Raw genomic sequence first — 17,214 nt, forward strand, 5'->3', positions numbered from 1 at the left:
TCCTTTCAGGTTTGATTAGATGATGACCGCTTCTTCAACAACTTCTACAAGACGGAAACGTTTTGTAGCTGAAAGCGGGCGAGTTTCCATGATACGTACGATATCGCCTTCTTTGGCAACATTGTTTTCATCATGAGCTTTGTATTTTTTAGAGTAGTTAATACGTTTACCATAGACTGGGTGGTTACGTTTTGTTTCAACTACAACTGTGATTGTCTTGTCCATTTTGTCAGATACAACACGTCCAACAAGAACTTTACGATTATTGCGTTCCATTGAAATTTCTCCTTCCCTAGTCTATTATTTCGCTTCAGATTGAACTGTTTTGATACGAGCGATTTGTTTTTTAACTTCTTTCAAGCGAGCTGTTTGTTCCAATTGACCAGTAGCAGCTTGGAAACGAAGTTCAAACAATTCTTTTTTCAATTCGTTTTCGCGCTTCGCGAGTTCTTCTTGAGAAAGACCACGAAGTTCTTTAACAAATTCTTTTACTTCATTAAGTTTCATGCCTTCTCCTTATTCTGCTTCACGTTTTACGAATTTACATTTAACTGGCAATTTGTGGCTAGCAAGACGAAGCGCTTCGCGAGCGATCTCTTCAGATACACCAGCGATTTCGAACATCACTTTACCACGTTTAACTGGTGCTACCCAACCTTCAGGTGCCCCTTTACCAGATCCCATACGCACACCGATAGCTTTAGCAGTGTATGATTTGTGTGGGAAGATTTTAATCCAAACTTTACCACCACGTTTCATGTAACGAGTCATGGCGATACGAGCAGCTTCGATTTGGCGGTTAGTGATCCAGTGGCTAGTTGTAGCTTGAAGACCGTATTCACCGAATGCTACTTCTTTTCCACCTTTTGCTTCACCGCGCATTTTTCCACGGAATTCACGACGGTGTTTAACACGTTTAGGTACTAACATTGGTTATTTACCTCCTTTAGTGTTTTTACGAGCTGGAAGAACTTCACCACGGTAGATCCATACTTTAACACCAAGTTTACCGTATGTAGTATCTGCTTCTTCCCAAGCGTAATCGATATCTGCACGAAGTGTGTGAAGTGGAACAGTTCCTTCAGAGTATCCTTCAGCACGGGCGATATCTGCACCGTTCAAACGACCTGATACTTGAGTTTTGATTCCTTTAGCTCCAGCACGCATTGCACGTTGGATTGCTTGTTTTTGTGCACGACGGAAAGCAACACGTTGCTCCAATTGACGAGCAATTCCTTCACCTACAAGGTGAGCATCCAAATCAGGTTGTTTGATTTCGATAATGTTGATGTGTACTTGTTTCCCAGTCAATTTGTTAAGTTTAGCACGAAGTGCATCAACGTTAGCACCACCTTTACCGATAACCATACCTGGTTTAGCAGTGTGAAGTGAAACGTTAACTTTGTTTACTGCGCGTTCGATTTCGATAGTTGAAACTGCTGCGTCAGCAAGTTCTTTTTGAACGAATTTACGGATTGCAAGATCTTCATGAAGGTAATCCGCGTATTCTTTTTCAGCATACCATTTGGCATCCCAATCACGGATGATGCCGACACGCATACCAATTGGATGTACTTTTTGACCCACGATTTTACCTCCTTATTTTTCTGCAACAGCTACAGTAATGTGAGCTGTACGTTTGTTGATTGGTGAAGCTGAACCTTTCGCACGTGGACGGAAACGTTTCATAGTTGGTCCTTCGTTTGCGAATGCTTCAGATACTACCAAGTTAGCTTTATCCAAACCAAAGTTGTTTTCAGCGTTAGCTACAGCTGAGTTCAAAACTTTCAAGATGATTTCAGCAGCTTTGTTTGGAGTGAATGTCAAGATTGCGATTGCATCGGCTACGCTTTTTCCACGGATGTTATCAAGAACAAGACGTGATTTACGAGGTGAAACACGTACTGTGCGAGCCATTGCTTTAGCTGAAGTAATTTCTGCCATTTATGTTCTCCTTATTTTCTACGTGTCTTCTTGTCGTCTGCGGCGTGACCTTTGTAAGTACGAGTTGGTGCAAATTCACCAAGTTTGTGACCTACCATGTCTTCTTGGATGTAAACAGGTACGTGTTTACGTCCATCATAAACTGCAATAGTGTAACCAATGAAACTTGGGAAAATCGTTGAACGACGTGACCAAGTTTTGATAACTTTTTTCTTTTCGTCGTTAGCTTGAGCTTCAACTTTTTTCATCAAATGCTCATCGACGAAAGGTCCTTTTTTAAGACTGCGTCCCATTTTTATATTTTCTCCTTTAAATATAGTACCACAGCGGCTTGCGCTCTCAACGAGCGCTACCGAGCTGGCGGATTATCTAGCGCTTAAGCGACTAGTTTTAAATTATTTCTCGTTGCGACGACGTACGATAAGTTTGTCAGATTTCGCTTTCTTGTTACGAGTTTTAAGACCAAGAGCAGGTTTGCCCCATGGAGTTGATGGTGCTTTACGACCAACTGGTGCTTTACCTTCACCACCACCGTGTGGGTGATCGTTAGGGTTCATTACAGAACCACGAACTGTTGGGCGGATACCTTTCCAACGGCTACGTCCAGCTTTACCAAGGTTTACAAGTCCATGTTGTTCGTTTCCGACAACACCAACTGTAGCACGACAAGTTCCAAGGATCATACGAACTTCACCTGATTGAAGACGAACAAGAACGTATTTACCTTCTTGACCCAATACTTGAGCAGAAGCTCCAGCAGCACGTACCAATTCTCCACCACGACCTGGTTTCAATTCGATGTTGTGGATCAATGTACCAACTGGGATGTTAGCAAGTGGAAGAGCGTTTCCGACTTTGATATCTGCTTCTGGACCTGATACGATACGTTGACCTACTTCAAGACCTTTTGGAGCGATGATGTAAGCTTTCACACCGTCAGTGTAGTGTACAAGAGCGATGTTTGCAGAACGGTTTGGATCGTACTCGATTGTTTTAACAACTGCTTCAACGTTGTCTTTGTTACGTTTAAAGTCAACCAAACGGTAGAAACGTTTGTGTCCACCACCTTGGTGACGAACTGTGATACGACCGTTGTTGTTACGACCAGCCTTGTTCTTCAATGCAACAAGCAATGATTTTTCAGGAGTGCTTGTTGTGATTTCAGCGAAATCCAAAGAAGTCATATTACGGCGACCGTTTGTTGTTGGTTTATAAACACGAATTCCCACGATATTTCCTCCTTAGATTATTCAGCTTCAGCAGCAAACAACTCGATTGCTTTAGAATCAGCTGTAAGTGTGATGATAGCTTTTTTAGTTTTGTTAGTAAAACCAGTGTAACGTCCAACACGTTTAGCTTTTGGTTTTACGTTGATTGTGTTAACATTAGCAACTTTAACACCTTCGAAAGCAGCTTCAACAGCTTGCTTGATCAAAAGTTTGTGTGCACGAGTGTCAACTTCAAATACATATTTTCCTGCTTCAAGTTGAGCCATTGAGCTTTCAGTGATGACAGGTTTTTTGATAACATCATACAAATTCATTATGCAAGAACCTCCTCGATTTTAGAGATAGCTGCTTGAGTAACAAGAAGTTTGTCACTATTTGCGATGTCAAGAACACTTGCAGTTGTAGCAGTCGCAACTTTCACGTTTGGAAGGTTACGAGCTGAGAGAGCTGCGAATTCGTTTCCTTCTTCAAGAATAACAAGGACTTTAGAATCGATGCTCAAAGCTGCAAGAACTTTTGCAAATTCAGCAGTTTTTGGAGCTGTAAATTCAAGAGAATCAACGGCTACAAATTTATTTTCAGCAACTTTTTCTGAGTAAACAGATTTAAGCGCAAGGCGACGAACTTTTTGAGGAAGTTTGTACGCATAGCTACGTGGAGTTGGTCCGAAGACGATTCCACCACCACGCCATTGTGGAGAGCGGATAGAACCTTGACGAGCACGTCCAGTTCCTTTTTGACGCCATGGTTTGCGTCCGCCACCTGAAACAGCTGAGCGGTTTTTAACTGCGTGAGTTCCTTGACGAAGGCTAGCACGTTGGCTGATGATCACATCAAACACAACAGATTCATTTGGTTCGATACCAAAGATTGCATCGTTAAGAACAACTTCGCCCGCTTGTTTACCAGTTTGGTCGAATAATGTTACATTTGCCATTTTGACTGTATTCCCCTTTCCTTATTATTTACCAGCTTTAACTGCTGACTTGATAGTGATAAGAGATTTCTTAGCACCTGGTACGTTACCTTTGATAAGGATAACGTTCTTTTCTGGAACAACTTGTACAACTTCAAGGTTTTGAATTGTTACACGGTCGCCACCCATGCGTCCTGCAAGGTTTTTACCTTTGAATACGCGGTTAGGTGCAACAGGTCCCATAGAACCTGGACGACGGTGGTAACGAGAACCGTGAGCCATTGGTCCACGTGATTGTCCGTGGCGCTTGATAACACCTTGGAAACCTTTACCTTTAGAAGTACCAGTTACGTCAACAACATCTCCAGCTGCGAATGTTTCAACTGTGATTTCAGCACCAACTTCCAAGCCTTCAACGTTTTTGAATTCACGAATGAAGCGCTTAGGAGCCGTGTTAGCTTTCGCTACATGTCCTTTAGCAGGTTTGTTGCTCAATACTTCGCGTTTGTCATCGAAACCAACTTGGATAGCGTTGTATCCGTCTGTTTCAACAGTTTTAACTTGAAGAACAACGTTTGGAGTTGCTTCAATAACTGTTACAGGGATCAATTCGCCAGCTTCAGTGAAGATTTGAGTCATTCCCACTTTTTTCCCTAAGATTCCTTTTGTCATGAGAAAATAGTTCCTTTTCTATATTTTTTATTCAAAAAGTTTTTAACGAGCGTTTTTTATGCTCAAGTCTAAGATACAAAGGGCGTCAAACTCAAAGTGAAAATAGGAAACTGACGCAGTGTCTAGCAAACACTAGGAAGTTTATCTTTTTCACACCGAGTTTAGCCCGTGTTCAATTAGATTGAAACACCAGCCTCTGCTCTTTTATATTTTAGATTAAAGTTTGATTTCTACGTTTACACCACTTGGAAGATCCAATTTCATCAAAGCATCAACTGTTTTTTGAGTTGGGTTAACGATATCGATCAAACGTTTGTGTGTACGCATTTCAAATTGTTCGCGAGAATCTTTATATTTGTGAGTCGCACGAATGATTGTGTAGAGGCTACGTTCAGTTGGAAGTGGGATTGGACCCGCAACTTGTGCACCTGTACGAGTAGCTGATTCTACGATTTTTGCAGCCGCTGTGTCAAGCGTACGGTGTTCGTAAGCTTTCAAACGGATACGGATTTTTTTGTTTGCCATCTTTTTCTCCTTTTCGTCTATTTAAGATAATAGGCTAGCTCCACAAGAAAACCGACGCGGTGTTGCGTGGCAATGCAACCGAGCGTGTCGCAACCTCTTGCATCAAAGCTAAGGCTGTAATTTACAGCACCATAATAGAATAACACAAAGCCCCTGCGATTGCAAGGGATTTGTTGCTGTTTTTTCGTTTTTTTACAATGAAACTGTTTTCCTATTTTTTCTTTCTAAAATTAGGGATTTTCTTCTATATAAGTTGAGTTCTCTTGACATCAATTTTACCTTCTGATTGGTCCACTAGAATGTCCGCCCTTGACTCAGTTTCTTTAGTATAGCAGATACTGCTCCCGTCTCATCTTATGGCTAGCCAATATAAAGGATGCATCGCGATTTCTCACAGTCGTATCTCGAGCTAGGCGCCGCTTTAATTCGGTGTCCTCATCCGTGTAGAAACAGATGGTTTTGTCAAAGAGTTCTTTGGGTAAAAAGCCCACAGACATCCCTTCGACAATCAAAATCGGTTTTGCTCCAGGCAAGATCTCACTAGCTTTCCAAGGTTCTTCAATTGTTAAGATATCCATACCTGCCTGCAACGCGAGGATATCTCGCTCCAAACTCGCCAGTTCATGCGCCACTGGCAGACAGGCTTTTAGCTTTTGATTTGGCGCGTCCTTTGGTACTACCAAATGGCGTCCGGAGGTGATATAAGGATCTGTTTCTATCAAATTTACTGTAGTAGAATCTAAAGCTTGGTACAATTCCTGTGCAAAGGTTGATTTACCTGAAGCTCCATGACCGTATATTCCCAGTGTCTTGACTTTTCCTGCTTTTATTTCTGAGACCAGTTCTTCTATTAAGTCTTTTTTCTTCACTCTCTCTTCACCTGTTCATAGCTTTCTTTTCCGTCATTGAGCTTGTCCCAAACCACTACTTGCCCACTTGTGAGGGATTTTTGTACATCAATAATTCGTTGATTAGACGAACCTCGAAACTGGAGCATGAGATTTCTCTTAGTTCGATCGTATCGTCCGTCGACAAGAATGTCAATCAATGATAAGAGTTCCAGTTTATCTGGAGTTTCCAACATCATTTCTTCCCAAGTATATCCCGTCCAGGACCAGATGTCTTTATCTGGCAATTCCTTACGAATGCGTTTAACCAGAGGCAAGAGAATGCCCGTATTGAGGAATGGCTCCCCTCCCAGTAAGGTCAAGCCTTGAACATAGTGCTGGGCAAGATCTGCCATAATCTGTTCTTCTAACTCTGCTGTATAAGGAATGCCTGCATTGAAAGACCAAGTCGCAACATTATAGCACCCCTCGCAGTGAAACATGCAGCCTGATACATAGAGGGAGTTACGCACACCCTCTCCATCCACAAAGTTGAAGGCCTTGTAATCAATAATACGCCCTTGACTGAGATCCTCGCTTTTCCATTCTTGTGGTTTTGGATTATTCATTCGCTACCTCTATCCAATAACGCTCAACTCCATTACGAACATCTTCAAGGAGCCCACCATTTGCTAGAATGACTGCTCTGCTAGCAGGATTATTCACGCTACAGGTCACAAGAGTTCTCTTGATGTTCTTTTCCTTAGCAACTTGCAAGCCCTGACAGAGAGTCTCTTTAGCATAACCTTTGCCTCTTTCTGATGGACGAATGGAGTAGCCAATGTGGCCAGCATAATTCAATAATCCCTCATTCAGTCTCAATCGCAGATTCAAAAATCCTAGAGCACGACCTACATCATCAAATGATACAAATTGAATAGAAGGAACACGATTTTCAGGCAAGTTTATTCCCATCTCTTTTTGCATATTTGTTTCCAACCAGTCTTCATAGGAAAAATTCTCTGTATCCCAGAAACCACCGTCGTGAGGCGACTGATATTTTTCAAATTCCTCCATCATATCTATAACAGCCTTCTTATCTGCTAATCTTGGTCTGCGTAGTTCCATCCTTACCTCCCACTAAGAGAAAAGCGAGAGTTGACTCTCACTTTTATTTTTTCTTATTCTTGTTTAAAAATTGTTCTCTGAGGTTGAGCAAGCGTTCTTTCTTACCAGCTCCACCTTTAGAGTGTTTCTCGTGATAACGGGTCACTTGTGCGCGCCCTTTATCATCTAATTGATATTTTCCCATTTCATTTCTTTCTAATTGGTTACTTGATGGCCAGCTATTTTAATCGTTGAGCCATTCATGTGTTTGACACGCGCAGCGATTTCCTTGTGACGGCCGTTGACCATAGGTCTGGCTTGAGGATTGCCAAGATAACCACAAGTCCGTTTAACAACGTCTACTGTTTTAGGGTCACTATTGCCACAGTTTGGACAAGCAAACCCTCTCTCAGTTGGTTCAAAATCCCCTTCAAAATCACACTTGTAGCAACGGTCAATCGGAGTATTGGTTCCTAGATAGCCGACACGGTCATAGGCATAGTCCCAGACAGCTTCCAGGGCCTTTGGATTTTGCTGAAGGACTGGGTACTCACAATAATGAATGAAACCACCTGACGCACCCGCTTCTGGATAGACTTTCTCAAAGTCCAATTTTTCAAACGGTGTTGGATTTTTACGAACATCGTAGTGGAAAGAGTTGGTGTAGTATTCCTTGTCTGTAATATCAGGAATAGAACCAAACTTGTCTGTATCTAGTCGGCAGAAACGGTCTGTCAAACTTTCAGATGGTGTTGAGTAGATAGAGAAATGGTAGCCATATTGATCTGACCACTCTTCCACCCGGCGTTTCATATCACGAATGATATCCAGCGTGAATTCCTTGGCTTCTGGATTGTGTTCCCAGCTATTTCCAAAGAAGACTGTCGCTACCTCGTACAAACCGATGTAACCCAGCGAAACGGTTGCACGACGATTCTTAAAGAGCTGGTCAACACTTTCTTCTTTACCTAGACGATGGCCAAAAGCACCGTACTGATAGAGGATAGGAGCATTGGCTGGTGTCGCTTCTTTAGTACGTTCGACACGGTAAACCAGAGCATCTTCTGCGATATTCATACGCTCATTGAAGATTTCCCAGAACTTGGTCATGTTACCCTCAGACTCGAGGGCAATGCGAGGAAGATTGACCGTCACAACACCTAGATTCATCCGACCTGAATTAACTTCTACACCATTCTCGTCTTTCCATCCTTGGAGGAACGAACGGCAGCCCATAGGAACCTTGAAAGAACCAGTCAACTCGATAATCTTATCATAGGACAAGACATCTGGATACATCCGCTTGGTTGCACACTCGAGGGCCAACTGTTTGATGTCGTAGTTGGGAGTCCCTTCTTCCAAGTTAAGGCCTCTTTTAAGCGTAAAGATAAGTTTAGGGAAGATAGCTGTGCGGTGTTCTGAACCAAGTCCCTTGATTCGGATGGTCAAGATAGCTTTTTGAATTTCTCGTTCAAAACGACTTGTCCCTAGACCAAAACCTAGTGAAGTAAAGGGGGTTTGTCCATTTGAAGTGAAGAGAGTATTAATTTCATACTCGAGAGATTGCATGGCATCATAGATGTCTTTTTGGGTTTTCTTCCAAGCGTAATCTTCCCGTTTGTCAGGTAAGACCCACTCTTCCGCATCCTTAAGGTGTTTTTGATAATTCTTCTCTGCATAAGGCGCCAAGACTTCATCGATACGGTCAGCTGAACAGCCCCCATACTGGCTAGAAGCAACGTTGGCAATGATTTGGGAAATCTGAGCTGTCGCAGTCTGGATAGACTTAGGACTCTCCACCTCCGCATTTCCAATCTTAAAACCATTCTCCAACATCCCCTTGAAATCAATCAAACAGCAGTTGGTCATAGGTGTATAGGGACTGTAGTCCAAATCGTGATAGTGGATATCCCCCTTTTGGTGGGCATTGGCTACATGCTTAGGAAGCATTTGCAGTCCGATTGATTTTCCAACGATGCCCGCTGTCAAATCACGCTGGGTATTAAAGACATCGCTGTCTTTATTAGCATTTTCATTGACAACGGCCTGGTCTTTGTTGAGAAGTTTATGGATGCTAAAGTTGATATCTGTCGCTTTTGAACGCTCAAAATCCCTTTGTGTCCGATAAGTAATATACTCCTCAGCTAGCGCATATTCTTTGGCTTCAAGGAGTTCATGTTCTACGATATTTTGAATTTCGTAAATCTTAACCCCCTGTGGAAAGCGACTATGAATTTCTGTGACAATTCGCTCGGTCAAAGCATTTAGGCGTTTTTCGACCAAGGGTGTCACATCCATAACCTTGTCTGCCGCCTTGTGGATAGCCTTGTCAATCTTGTCCACATCAAATGCAACACGTCTCCCATCTCGTTTTTCAACGAAGAGGGTTGCTAAAGTTGTAATTTTTTCTTCTAGTGCAATCATATACATGCTCGTTTCTAAAATGTTCTTTCTAAAAAGTATTATACCACTCTAAAAATAAAAATCAATATCTTGTGTTAAAAATCCTAAAATTTTTAAAAATACACAAGATATTGATTTGGCTATTTGATTTTATAGACTTTAAACTCTGAATAATCAGTCTTTACTTGTTGATAATTTTCTTTTAAGAGTGTCTCCGCCTCAGACCAGAGAGCCACCTTGTCGTTTACCACAATCACCTTAGGTTGGTTTTCTTTCAAGTCATTGAGTAAACTAGTTTTATTCTCTTCTGTACTCGTGTAAAGAAGAGGTGATGGGAACATGGATCCAGCCAAACGCTGGCTTTCTTTATACATCTGAACATGAGAATCCCAAATATAGATTTGGTCACCATCACTCGTCTCTTGTTTGACTCTGTCTACTACTTGATGTTGTTCTCTATAAGAAGCTGGATGCAAAACAAAACGAGCCACAAAAGGAATTGCAATCAGATAAACCACCACTAGGATAGGTAAGTAGAGATTCCCCTTCATAAATTTTTTCCATAAAGTAGGAGCTTCTTCTCTTCTCCGACGACGATCTCCTCTAGCTGAATGTTTCCCACGAATACTGGTCATCAAAAGAAGGAGTAAAAATGGAAGGATTAGAATCAAACACGAACCGTGAAGAGGTTCTTGAGAAAAAAGCAACAAGGCTAATACAAATATGAAAGCAAAACTAGCTGGTACTGAAATAACATATAATCTTGATGCCTTTGATTGGAACAAACCTAGAAAAACAAGGAAGAGAGCTCCTAAACCAAAGGTCAACAAACCATAGAATAGAACATTATCCATTAGTTGGGGATTGATAAAGACCTGAAGGGAATCAATCGGATATAAAAGACTTCCTAGAGCTTCTCCAAAGCCACCTGAAGCAAGAACATAATATCCTACTGGGTAAAAAATGAGAGAAAAGCCAAGTGCTGCTGCAAAAAACTGATAAACTCCATGAGCAAGGCGACCATGCCCAACATTAAAGACAAACAAACCAATTGTTACTACTGCAATAAAGAGAAGACTTGTAAGAGGCTCTATGAAAAATGATAGGGCCAAGAAAATCCCCAGACGTAGAAATCCCTTGTCATGGTTAGGAGTTGATAGATAAGCTGCTATGAACGAAAATCCTGCAAACAGAAATGGCAAAGCTAAAATCGTAGCATAGCCTCCTCCAAAACCGAGACCGGATACCAAAATATAAAATATGGTTAGGAGTTGCTTGGCTTGTTCCCTTTGTCCCGTCAGATAGTCAGTTGAAGAAAAGAGGAAGTAACCTCCTCCTAAGAGAGCTAGCCATTCTACCAAGGCAAAAAGAATGCCTCCTTGGGTAATATAAAGTGGCAAGTAATAAAGAAGACCGTGACTAGCATAATAGCTACTGTAGAGCTGTCCTCCCTGATGTAAAGCCCACCCTATATACAAATCCTGCGCCTGAGAGGGACTTACCATATCTAAAAGTAAAGGTAGCACCACAGAAAAAACCGTTGCAATCGTACTTCCAATGATGAGTCTGAAAAATGGAAAAGCTACCTGTTCTTCTTTTTCTACATGAGATTCAAGGTTCCTATCCAGTCTATTTTCAATTTCATTACTCTGTATCGTTTCGGATACTTCTTCGATTCTGCCATATACAGCCATGTCGTTTCTCCTATTCAATTTATCTGTCTTAGTATATCAAAAAGACCTAAAATTGTCAGCTTGCGATGGCTGTTTGAGTGATTTTTTGCATAGTTTCACAAAGGTTTCAATTTCCCGAAATCGATGTAAATTCGTCTGTTTAAATGACATGATATAATCCAATTCTTTCTGAGTCAGCATCATTCCTCCTATATCTTCTTATTCGTAAAAGGCAAGAAAAATAGGACTGGGTTGTATCCTAAGTCCTAGATTTCTTATAAGATAGGGGCGAATAACTGGGCAATTTCCTTAATTAATTTCTGATACCAGCTATTTTTTATCGTATGAGGGAAAATTTCTTGCGATACCGAAAAAATCTCCTGAAAGTCTTTTTGAATCTCTGTGATTGATGCCGTTTTATATAGCAAAACTGCATCTTCATAGTGATGAAGCAAACTTCTATAATCTAAATTAATCGTTCCAACTGCAGCAAAGTCCTTATCCACTAAGATTTGTTTACTGTGGATGAAGCCTAGACTATACTCAAAAACCCTTACTCCTGCTGACAACAAATCCGGATAGGCCCCTCTTGTAATGAGTTGGATTAATTTTTTATCTGGAATGAAAGGAGTCACGATGCGAACATCAACACCCCTCATGGCCGCGTTTTTAATACTCTCAGTTAAATCATAGTCAATAATCAAATAGGGTGTTGTGATATAGACTGAGTCAGTAGCCTGATTAATCAAACTTTGATAGACTTTTTTCCCTACCTGAGTACTGAAGATGGGCTTGGGACCACTACCATAGGGAATACAGAGCCCTTGGCTAGAACGAGGCTGGTTTTCCAAGTGATACTGGTCAAAATCACTGATTTCCCCACGATTGATGTACCAAGTCATCAAAAAGAGACGGGTTAGAGCCTTGACACCAGGGCCATCTATGCGAATCCCACTATCCTTCCAATAGCCAAAGCGTTCTACATGGTTGATATACTCATCGGCTAAGTTAATGCCTCCTGTATAAGCTACCTGACCATCTATAACAAGGATTTTACGATGGTCTCGATTATTATAAGCTACCGTCAAACGAGGAATCACCTTGTTAAACTTATGAGCTTCAATTCCTCGACTACGAAGCTGAACAGTATAGTCTCCAGGTAAAGTCGCCATACAACCGATATCATCATAGAGCATCTTGACCTCTACACCCTGAGCTGCCTTTTGCTCTAGTATATCTAGTATGCTATTCCACATCAGACCTTCTTCGACAATATAGTACTCTAGAAAGATAAATTTCTCAGCTTTCTTGAGGTCTTCCAACATATGTTGCCACATGCTTTCACCCGAAGAAAAGAATTGTGAATCTGTTCGATCATAGACATCGGCATTGCTATCCATACTTAGCAAAGATTTGATAACTCCGTAAGCCGCCTTATCATCTTCCTTCAATTTCTGGCGGAGAGCTTTACTGTTATCCTCCCGAAAATGCATGGAGCCAAGTTTGTCCAACTGCTTGATTTCTTTTTTGGACAATCGCCTTTCACCAAACATCAGATAGAGCAGGGGGCCAATAACAGGAACAAAGGTCACCACTAACCACATTACCTTGCTTTCAGGCGCCATGGAACGATTGACAATCGCTACGATAGTCGCCATACTCATAAAGATTAAGAGAATACCCCATCGAATAGGAGCCATCCGCCCTAAATAAAGAAAGAGACCAAAAACAAGACAAAGTTCAAGTAGCATAATCGAAAGACTAAAGCCATACTTGGACATCAATAATTGAAATTTTCTATATTTCATATCCCCTCCTTGATATTTTGATACTCAATGAAAAGCAAAGAGCAAACTAGGAAGCTAGTCGCAGGTTGCTCAAAACACTGTTTTGAGGTTGCAGATGGAAGCTGACGTGGTTTGAAGAGATTTTCGAAGAGTATGAATGCTAAAAACAGGTAATTAATACTAGTATAACGCAGGTATTCGGTAGAAGGCAAGTATTTATAATCATTTTTCTGAGTAAAAGCAAAAGAGACTGACAAAACCAGTCTCCTTCCAGTCTATTTTGATAAAACAATGCGATCAGACGCTTCTCTATCCCTATCGTCAATAATCATCTGATTGCCATTAATTGCATAAATCTTGACATCATCCCCAATAATCATGCGTTGATTAGCGGCATCGAAGCTAACCTGCTTGATTTCTTGATCTCCGTCAGTTTCTACCTGTGTCCATGTACCAGTTGTTCCAGTTACCACTAAAGTGATACGGTCTCCTTCGTCCTGACCAGTATAAGTTCCATCAATATTGGTTGGTTGAGCCTCAGGCGTATTTTGTGAAGAACTTGTCGCTGCCTGGTTTGAATTTTCTGCCGAAGATGAAGCAGCAGGTTGTGATTGCTGAGTTTGTTGTGTTTGCGATTGAGCTACTGGTTGTTGAACTTGTTGAGCTCTTTGTGAACAAGCTACTAAGAGACTAAGACTTGCTAGAGAAGCAAGAGAAAGTGTGAATCTTTTTAATTTCATGATGAATTTCCTTTCTGCTACCAATTTACAGAAGTTTTTCCTTCTAACTAGTAGTTTTCCTAGTATAACAAGTTCAAAAAAGGAGGTCAATTTATCTGCTCATGGGCCAGCAAGTAGCCCCGTACTTCTGAGATAAAATAGAGAGACCCTGTAATGAATAACAAGTCTTGAGTGTCTGCTCTTTCTTCGAAACTGCTGATAAATTCGCGATAAGAAGGAATTACATCGTAACCTGTTACATCTGTTTCATCCAAAGAACCTTGATAGTCAAAGCCGGTCACCTTGAGTTCCACCTGAGGCAATTTTTCAGTCAGATAAGCCAACATCCCTTGATAATCCTTCCTTTTCAAGGCTCCAAATAGGATTTGAGGACGATATCCTTCCTGCTCTTTTTCTTTAGTAAATTCAACCAAGCGAGTCAAGGCAGGGAGGTTATGAGCACCGTCCAAGTAAATTTGAGGACGAATACGCTCCAAACGCCCAGCCCAATGGGTCTTCTCCAAAGCCTGTCTTACAACCTGTTCATCAACAGCTTCCTTTCCTTCTCCCATAAAGAGAAGAAACGTTTGTAGCGCCAAGGCCGCATTTTCCTGCTGATAAGCTCCTTCTAAACCTATTTTCAACTGTGAAAGGTTAGCCAAAGAGCTTGAAAAATCCCCATTCAGCATTGAAAAATCCTGACCTGCCTGATAAAGGTCAACAGCTAAAGATTCTGCTTTTTTCTGACAAACAAGCCTAGCTTCTGAAGGCAACTTAGCAATCACTGCCTTTTTACCAGCCTTAAAAATACCAGCTTTCTGCTCTGCAATTGCTGCTATACTGTCACCCAGAGTCTCCTGATGATCAAGTCCGATGGAAGTGATGACAGCAATCTCTCCAGTTACCACATTGGTCGTGTCTAGTAAACCACCAATTCCCACTTCTAGTAAAAGCAAATCCACCGCTTGCTCTCTAAAATAAAGAAAAGCAATCAAGGTCAGCAATTCAAAAAAAGACAACTGGTCATGGGTTTGCAGGAGCGTTTTCTCCATCTCCTTGACCTTATTAGCCAAACGGATGAAGTCTGCATCAGCTATTGGTTGCCCGTTAATGCAGATTCGATCATTGATAGAGACGATATGAGGGGAGGTGAAAGTCGCAACTTTTTTGCCATGCCCCATAAATAACTCCCTCATAAAAGCAATGGTAGATCCTTTTCCATTAGTTCCTGTTACGTGGATAATAGGATAAGACTTCTCGGGATTTCCCAACAAATCCACCGCTTGTTGCATTCGGCCCAAGCCTGATCGAAAATTCAAACCAATCCGACTATGGAGCCATTCTTCTACTTCAAACATATACATCTCCTTAATTACAGGTTCAATCAACTGCCTCAATAAAGTCTCATAACTAACAAAAACGAGGCCAGGATTTTCGTCCCGACCTCTCACCTGGTTAGCTAATAACTAGCTACTATGAATATTAACTTGGGGTAAAAACATCCTCCGAATTTACTGACGGTTTTTATTTTTAGCGTCAGGCTAAAAACGTCCCCCGGACGTTTTTACTCCTCCATAAAACTGTTGAAGACTTCTTCAATCATATTCCATTCGTCTTCTGAGTCTTCTGGGATTGGTTGCAATTCGCCTTCTGTTCCATCTTCGTTTTCGATGAATGAGTAAGCTTGGATTTCAACTTGTCCGTCTTCGTCTTCTTCTGCGTTAACTGGTACTAGAAGAACATAGTTTTTACCAAATTCTTCTTTTCCGTCAATCGTCAAAAGGATTTCAAACAAGGTTTCATTTCCTTGCTCATCTACTAGTGTAATTAATTCACGTTCTTCGTGGTCGTGGTTATGATCGTGTGACATAGCCTCTCCTTTGTATTAAAATTTTCTATCTAAATAATTTTGTAAAATCAGCTGAGCTGCTAACTTATCAATGACTTTCTTGCGCTTGTTACGGCTAATATCTGCTTGCTCAATCAACATGCGCTCTGCGGCAACTGTTGTCAAGCGTTCATCCTGATAGTCTACTGGTAAACCAAAAAGCTCTTCTAACTTTGCTCCGTAGGCTTGACTAGCTTCCACGCGCGGTCCGCTTGTATTGTTCATGTTTTTAGGCAAGCCCACTACAAATCGTTCCACCTTGTAAGTATCAACCAACTCCTTAACGCGGTCAAAACCAAATTGGCCTTGCTCCTCGTTGATTTGGATGATTTCAAGTCCTTGAGCCGTAAAACCGAGCGGATCGCTAATAGCCACCCCTACCGTTTTTGAACCGACGTCCAATCCCATAATTCTCATAGGTTATAGATCGACTCCTTGTCCTTTAAGGTAGTAGCGGACCAATTCCTCAACGATTTCATCACGCTCATACTTACGGATTTGATTTCGTGCATTATTATAACGAGGAACGTAGGCAGGGTCTCCACTCAATACGTAACCTACGATTTGGTTAATTGGGTTGTAGCCCTTATCGTTCAACGAAGCATAGACATCAGTCAAAGTTTCGCTAATTTCTTTTTTATTGGAATCGTCCAATTTAAAACGTACTGTTTCTTCAGTAAATCCCATTCTAACACCCTCTTTCCTTAGAATATTACTATTATAGCATAATTCCTTACGTTCTACAAATCAGGCAGTCTATTTATTTGGATTTTCTATTGTTCTGTCGCGCCATTTGCCAATCTGTCTGAAATATATTTGCTTGGTTCATTCTTCAAGAGATTTTCTAAACCAATGTTCTTCAAATATTCTAACTGAGAAGCCTTCTTGACATCCAAAACTTGAAAATCAAAACTAGTCGTTGTTTGAAGTTCAGTTGCACTCAATAGTTTGGTTTCAAGCTTAAATCCTGCTAATTTACGAGCTTCTATGATGGCCTCATCCTTCTCCTCTGCCTCGAGAAGAGCTTTTTGAGTTTCTTCCACTCCGTGTTGGTCAATATAAGTTTTCAACTCATCAGAGACTGGACGCTTTTGTTGAATCGTTAAGCTCAAAAAAGTCTTGTCCTTGTATGTAATGGTTTGGGTTTGCTGACTACCATCATCTGACTTGGGCAAGACCAAAGTCTTGGTCACAACTGTATTCTTCTCGGCATTTTCAATAACTGGCAATGCCGACTGAAGCGTATCCTTTTCTGTTTTTGTAGCTGGTCCAGTTTCTTTTTTCTGTCCGCAACCAACCAGGACAAAAAGGAAAGCTAGACTAACAAGAGCTATTTTTTTCATTTCTTTCTTCTTTCTTTTTGAGATTAATACTCAATGAAAATCAAAGAGCAAACTAGGAAACTAGCCGCAGGCTGCTCAAAGCACTGCTTTGAGGTTGCAGATAAAACTGACGAAGTCAGCTCAAAACACTGTTTTGAGGTTGTGGATAGAACTGACGAAGTCAGTAACCATACCTACGGCA

The 17,214-nt window shown here is 41.2% G+C and carries 23 protein-coding genes and 1 pseudogene; all 24 read right to left on the reverse strand.

All coding sequences use genetic code 11. The annotated features are described in order from the left end of the window. Positions 1-15 precede the first annotated feature (15 nt). Positions 16-276: a 30S ribosomal protein S17 gene (gene rpsQ, locus M1G12_RS06485; protein WP_000440801.1), complete on the reverse strand. Its 261-nt coding sequence runs from the start codon at positions 274-276 to the stop codon at positions 16-18. Between the two features lie 24 nt (positions 277-300). Continuing rightward, complete coding sequence (rpmC, locus tag M1G12_RS06490) at positions 301-507, reverse strand: 50S ribosomal protein L29 (protein ID WP_000772918.1); 207 nt, start codon at positions 505-507, stop codon at positions 301-303. Positions 508-516: 9 nt separating this feature from the next. Further along, entirely contained in the window at positions 517-930 is a 414-nt protein-coding gene (gene rplP, locus M1G12_RS06495) for a 50S ribosomal protein L16 (RefSeq protein WP_000960946.1), read from the reverse strand. Between the two features lie 3 nt (positions 931-933). Next, a complete protein-coding gene (gene rpsC / locus M1G12_RS06500) occupies positions 934-1,587 on the reverse strand; it encodes a 30S ribosomal protein S3 (RefSeq protein WP_000529936.1) in 654 nt (217 codons plus the stop codon). A gap of 12 nt (positions 1,588-1,599) precedes the next feature. Continuing rightward, on the reverse strand, positions 1,600-1,944 hold the full coding sequence (gene rplV / locus M1G12_RS06505; RefSeq protein ID WP_000818137.1) for a 50S ribosomal protein L22: 345 nt from the start codon (positions 1,942-1,944) through the stop codon (positions 1,600-1,602). An 11-nt stretch (positions 1,945-1,955) separates the two neighbouring features. Further along, a complete protein-coding gene (rpsS, locus tag M1G12_RS06510) occupies positions 1,956-2,237 on the reverse strand; it encodes a 30S ribosomal protein S19 (protein WP_000533766.1) in 282 nt (93 codons plus the stop codon). 102 nt (positions 2,238-2,339) lie between these two features. Further along, positions 2,340-3,173, reverse strand: a complete 834-nt coding sequence (rplB, locus tag M1G12_RS06515; protein WP_000512905.1) for a 50S ribosomal protein L2 — start codon at positions 3,171-3,173, stop codon at positions 2,340-2,342. Positions 3,174-3,190: 17 nt separating this feature from the next. Then, positions 3,191-3,487, reverse strand: a complete 297-nt coding sequence (locus M1G12_RS06520) for a 50S ribosomal protein L23 (protein ID WP_001055347.1) — start codon at positions 3,485-3,487, stop codon at positions 3,191-3,193. Further along, positions 3,487-4,110, reverse strand: a complete 624-nt coding sequence (gene rplD, locus M1G12_RS06525) for a 50S ribosomal protein L4 (RefSeq protein WP_000024547.1) — start codon at positions 4,108-4,110, stop codon at positions 3,487-3,489. Before rplD ends, M1G12_RS06520 begins: the two co-directional genes overlap by 1 nt. Before the next feature lie 24 nt (positions 4,111-4,134). Next, positions 4,135-4,761, reverse strand: a complete 627-nt coding sequence (rplC, locus tag M1G12_RS06530) for a 50S ribosomal protein L3 (protein WP_000160197.1) — start codon at positions 4,759-4,761, stop codon at positions 4,135-4,137. A gap of 216 nt (positions 4,762-4,977) precedes the next feature. After that, positions 4,978-5,286: a 30S ribosomal protein S10 gene (rpsJ, locus tag M1G12_RS06535; RefSeq protein WP_001284513.1), complete on the reverse strand. Its 309-nt coding sequence runs from the start codon at positions 5,284-5,286 to the stop codon at positions 4,978-4,980. 244 nt (positions 5,287-5,530) lie between these two features. After that, positions 5,531-6,155 (reverse strand): annotated as a pseudogene (locus M1G12_RS06540) (uridine kinase family protein). Next, positions 6,152-6,742, reverse strand: coding sequence for an anaerobic ribonucleoside-triphosphate reductase activating protein (nrdG, locus tag M1G12_RS06545; protein WP_247949591.1), 591 nt, complete (start codon positions 6,740-6,742; stop codon positions 6,152-6,154). Before nrdG ends, M1G12_RS06540 begins: the two are co-directional and overlap by 4 nt. After that, positions 6,735-7,241 (reverse strand): GNAT family N-acetyltransferase, encoded by a 507-nt coding sequence (locus tag M1G12_RS06550; protein ID WP_247949592.1) that lies wholly within the window; start codon positions 7,239-7,241, stop codon positions 6,735-6,737. The genes nrdG and M1G12_RS06550 overlap by 8 nt, the downstream gene beginning before the upstream one ends. A 43-nt stretch (positions 7,242-7,284) precedes the next feature. Beyond that, positions 7,285-7,425: a hypothetical protein gene (locus M1G12_RS06555; protein WP_000521618.1), complete on the reverse strand. Its 141-nt coding sequence runs from the start codon at positions 7,423-7,425 to the stop codon at positions 7,285-7,287. 11 nt (positions 7,426-7,436) lie between these two features. Next, positions 7,437-9,644 (reverse strand): anaerobic ribonucleoside-triphosphate reductase, encoded by a 2,208-nt coding sequence (nrdD, locus tag M1G12_RS06560; RefSeq protein ID WP_247949593.1) that lies wholly within the window; start codon positions 9,642-9,644, stop codon positions 7,437-7,439. Positions 9,645-9,763: 119 nt separating this feature from the next. Then, entirely contained in the window at positions 9,764-11,317 is a 1,554-nt protein-coding gene (locus M1G12_RS06565; protein WP_247949594.1) for a damage-inducible protein CinA, read from the reverse strand. 254 nt (positions 11,318-11,571) lie between these two features. Further along, positions 11,572-13,104 (reverse strand): cardiolipin synthase, encoded by a 1,533-nt coding sequence (cls, locus tag M1G12_RS06570; protein WP_020901847.1) that lies wholly within the window; start codon positions 13,102-13,104, stop codon positions 11,572-11,574. A gap of 254 nt (positions 13,105-13,358) precedes the next feature. Further along, positions 13,359-13,823 (reverse strand): SP_0198 family lipoprotein, encoded by a 465-nt coding sequence (locus tag M1G12_RS06575; RefSeq protein ID WP_049502624.1) that lies wholly within the window; start codon positions 13,821-13,823, stop codon positions 13,359-13,361. Positions 13,824-13,909: 86 nt separating this feature from the next. Then, positions 13,910-15,160, reverse strand: coding sequence for a folylpolyglutamate synthase/dihydrofolate synthase family protein (locus M1G12_RS06580; protein WP_247949595.1), 1,251 nt, complete (start codon positions 15,158-15,160; stop codon positions 13,910-13,912). A gap of 206 nt (positions 15,161-15,366) precedes the next feature. Beyond that, on the reverse strand, positions 15,367-15,672 hold the full coding sequence (locus tag M1G12_RS06585) for a DUF1292 domain-containing protein (RefSeq protein ID WP_000017620.1): 306 nt from the start codon (positions 15,670-15,672) through the stop codon (positions 15,367-15,369). Between the two features lie 15 nt (positions 15,673-15,687). Further along, the gene (gene ruvX / locus M1G12_RS06590) at positions 15,688-16,107 is read right to left on the reverse strand and encodes a Holliday junction resolvase RuvX (protein WP_004239076.1); all 420 of its coding nucleotides are present in this window, start codon (positions 16,105-16,107) and stop codon (positions 15,688-15,690) included. A gap of 3 nt (positions 16,108-16,110) precedes the next feature. After that, on the reverse strand, positions 16,111-16,377 hold the full coding sequence (locus M1G12_RS06595; protein WP_000507059.1) for an IreB family regulatory phosphoprotein: 267 nt from the start codon (positions 16,375-16,377) through the stop codon (positions 16,111-16,113). An 86-nt stretch (positions 16,378-16,463) separates the two neighbouring features. Beyond that, positions 16,464-17,033, reverse strand: coding sequence for an SP0191 family lipoprotein (locus M1G12_RS06600; protein ID WP_247949596.1), 570 nt, complete (start codon positions 17,031-17,033; stop codon positions 16,464-16,466). Between the last annotated feature and the right edge of the window lie 181 nt (positions 17,034-17,214).

Source organism: Streptococcus mitis, from assembly GCF_023110375.1.
GTDB classification, from domain to species: domain Bacteria; phylum Bacillota; class Bacilli; order Lactobacillales; family Streptococcaceae; genus Streptococcus; species Streptococcus mitis_CI.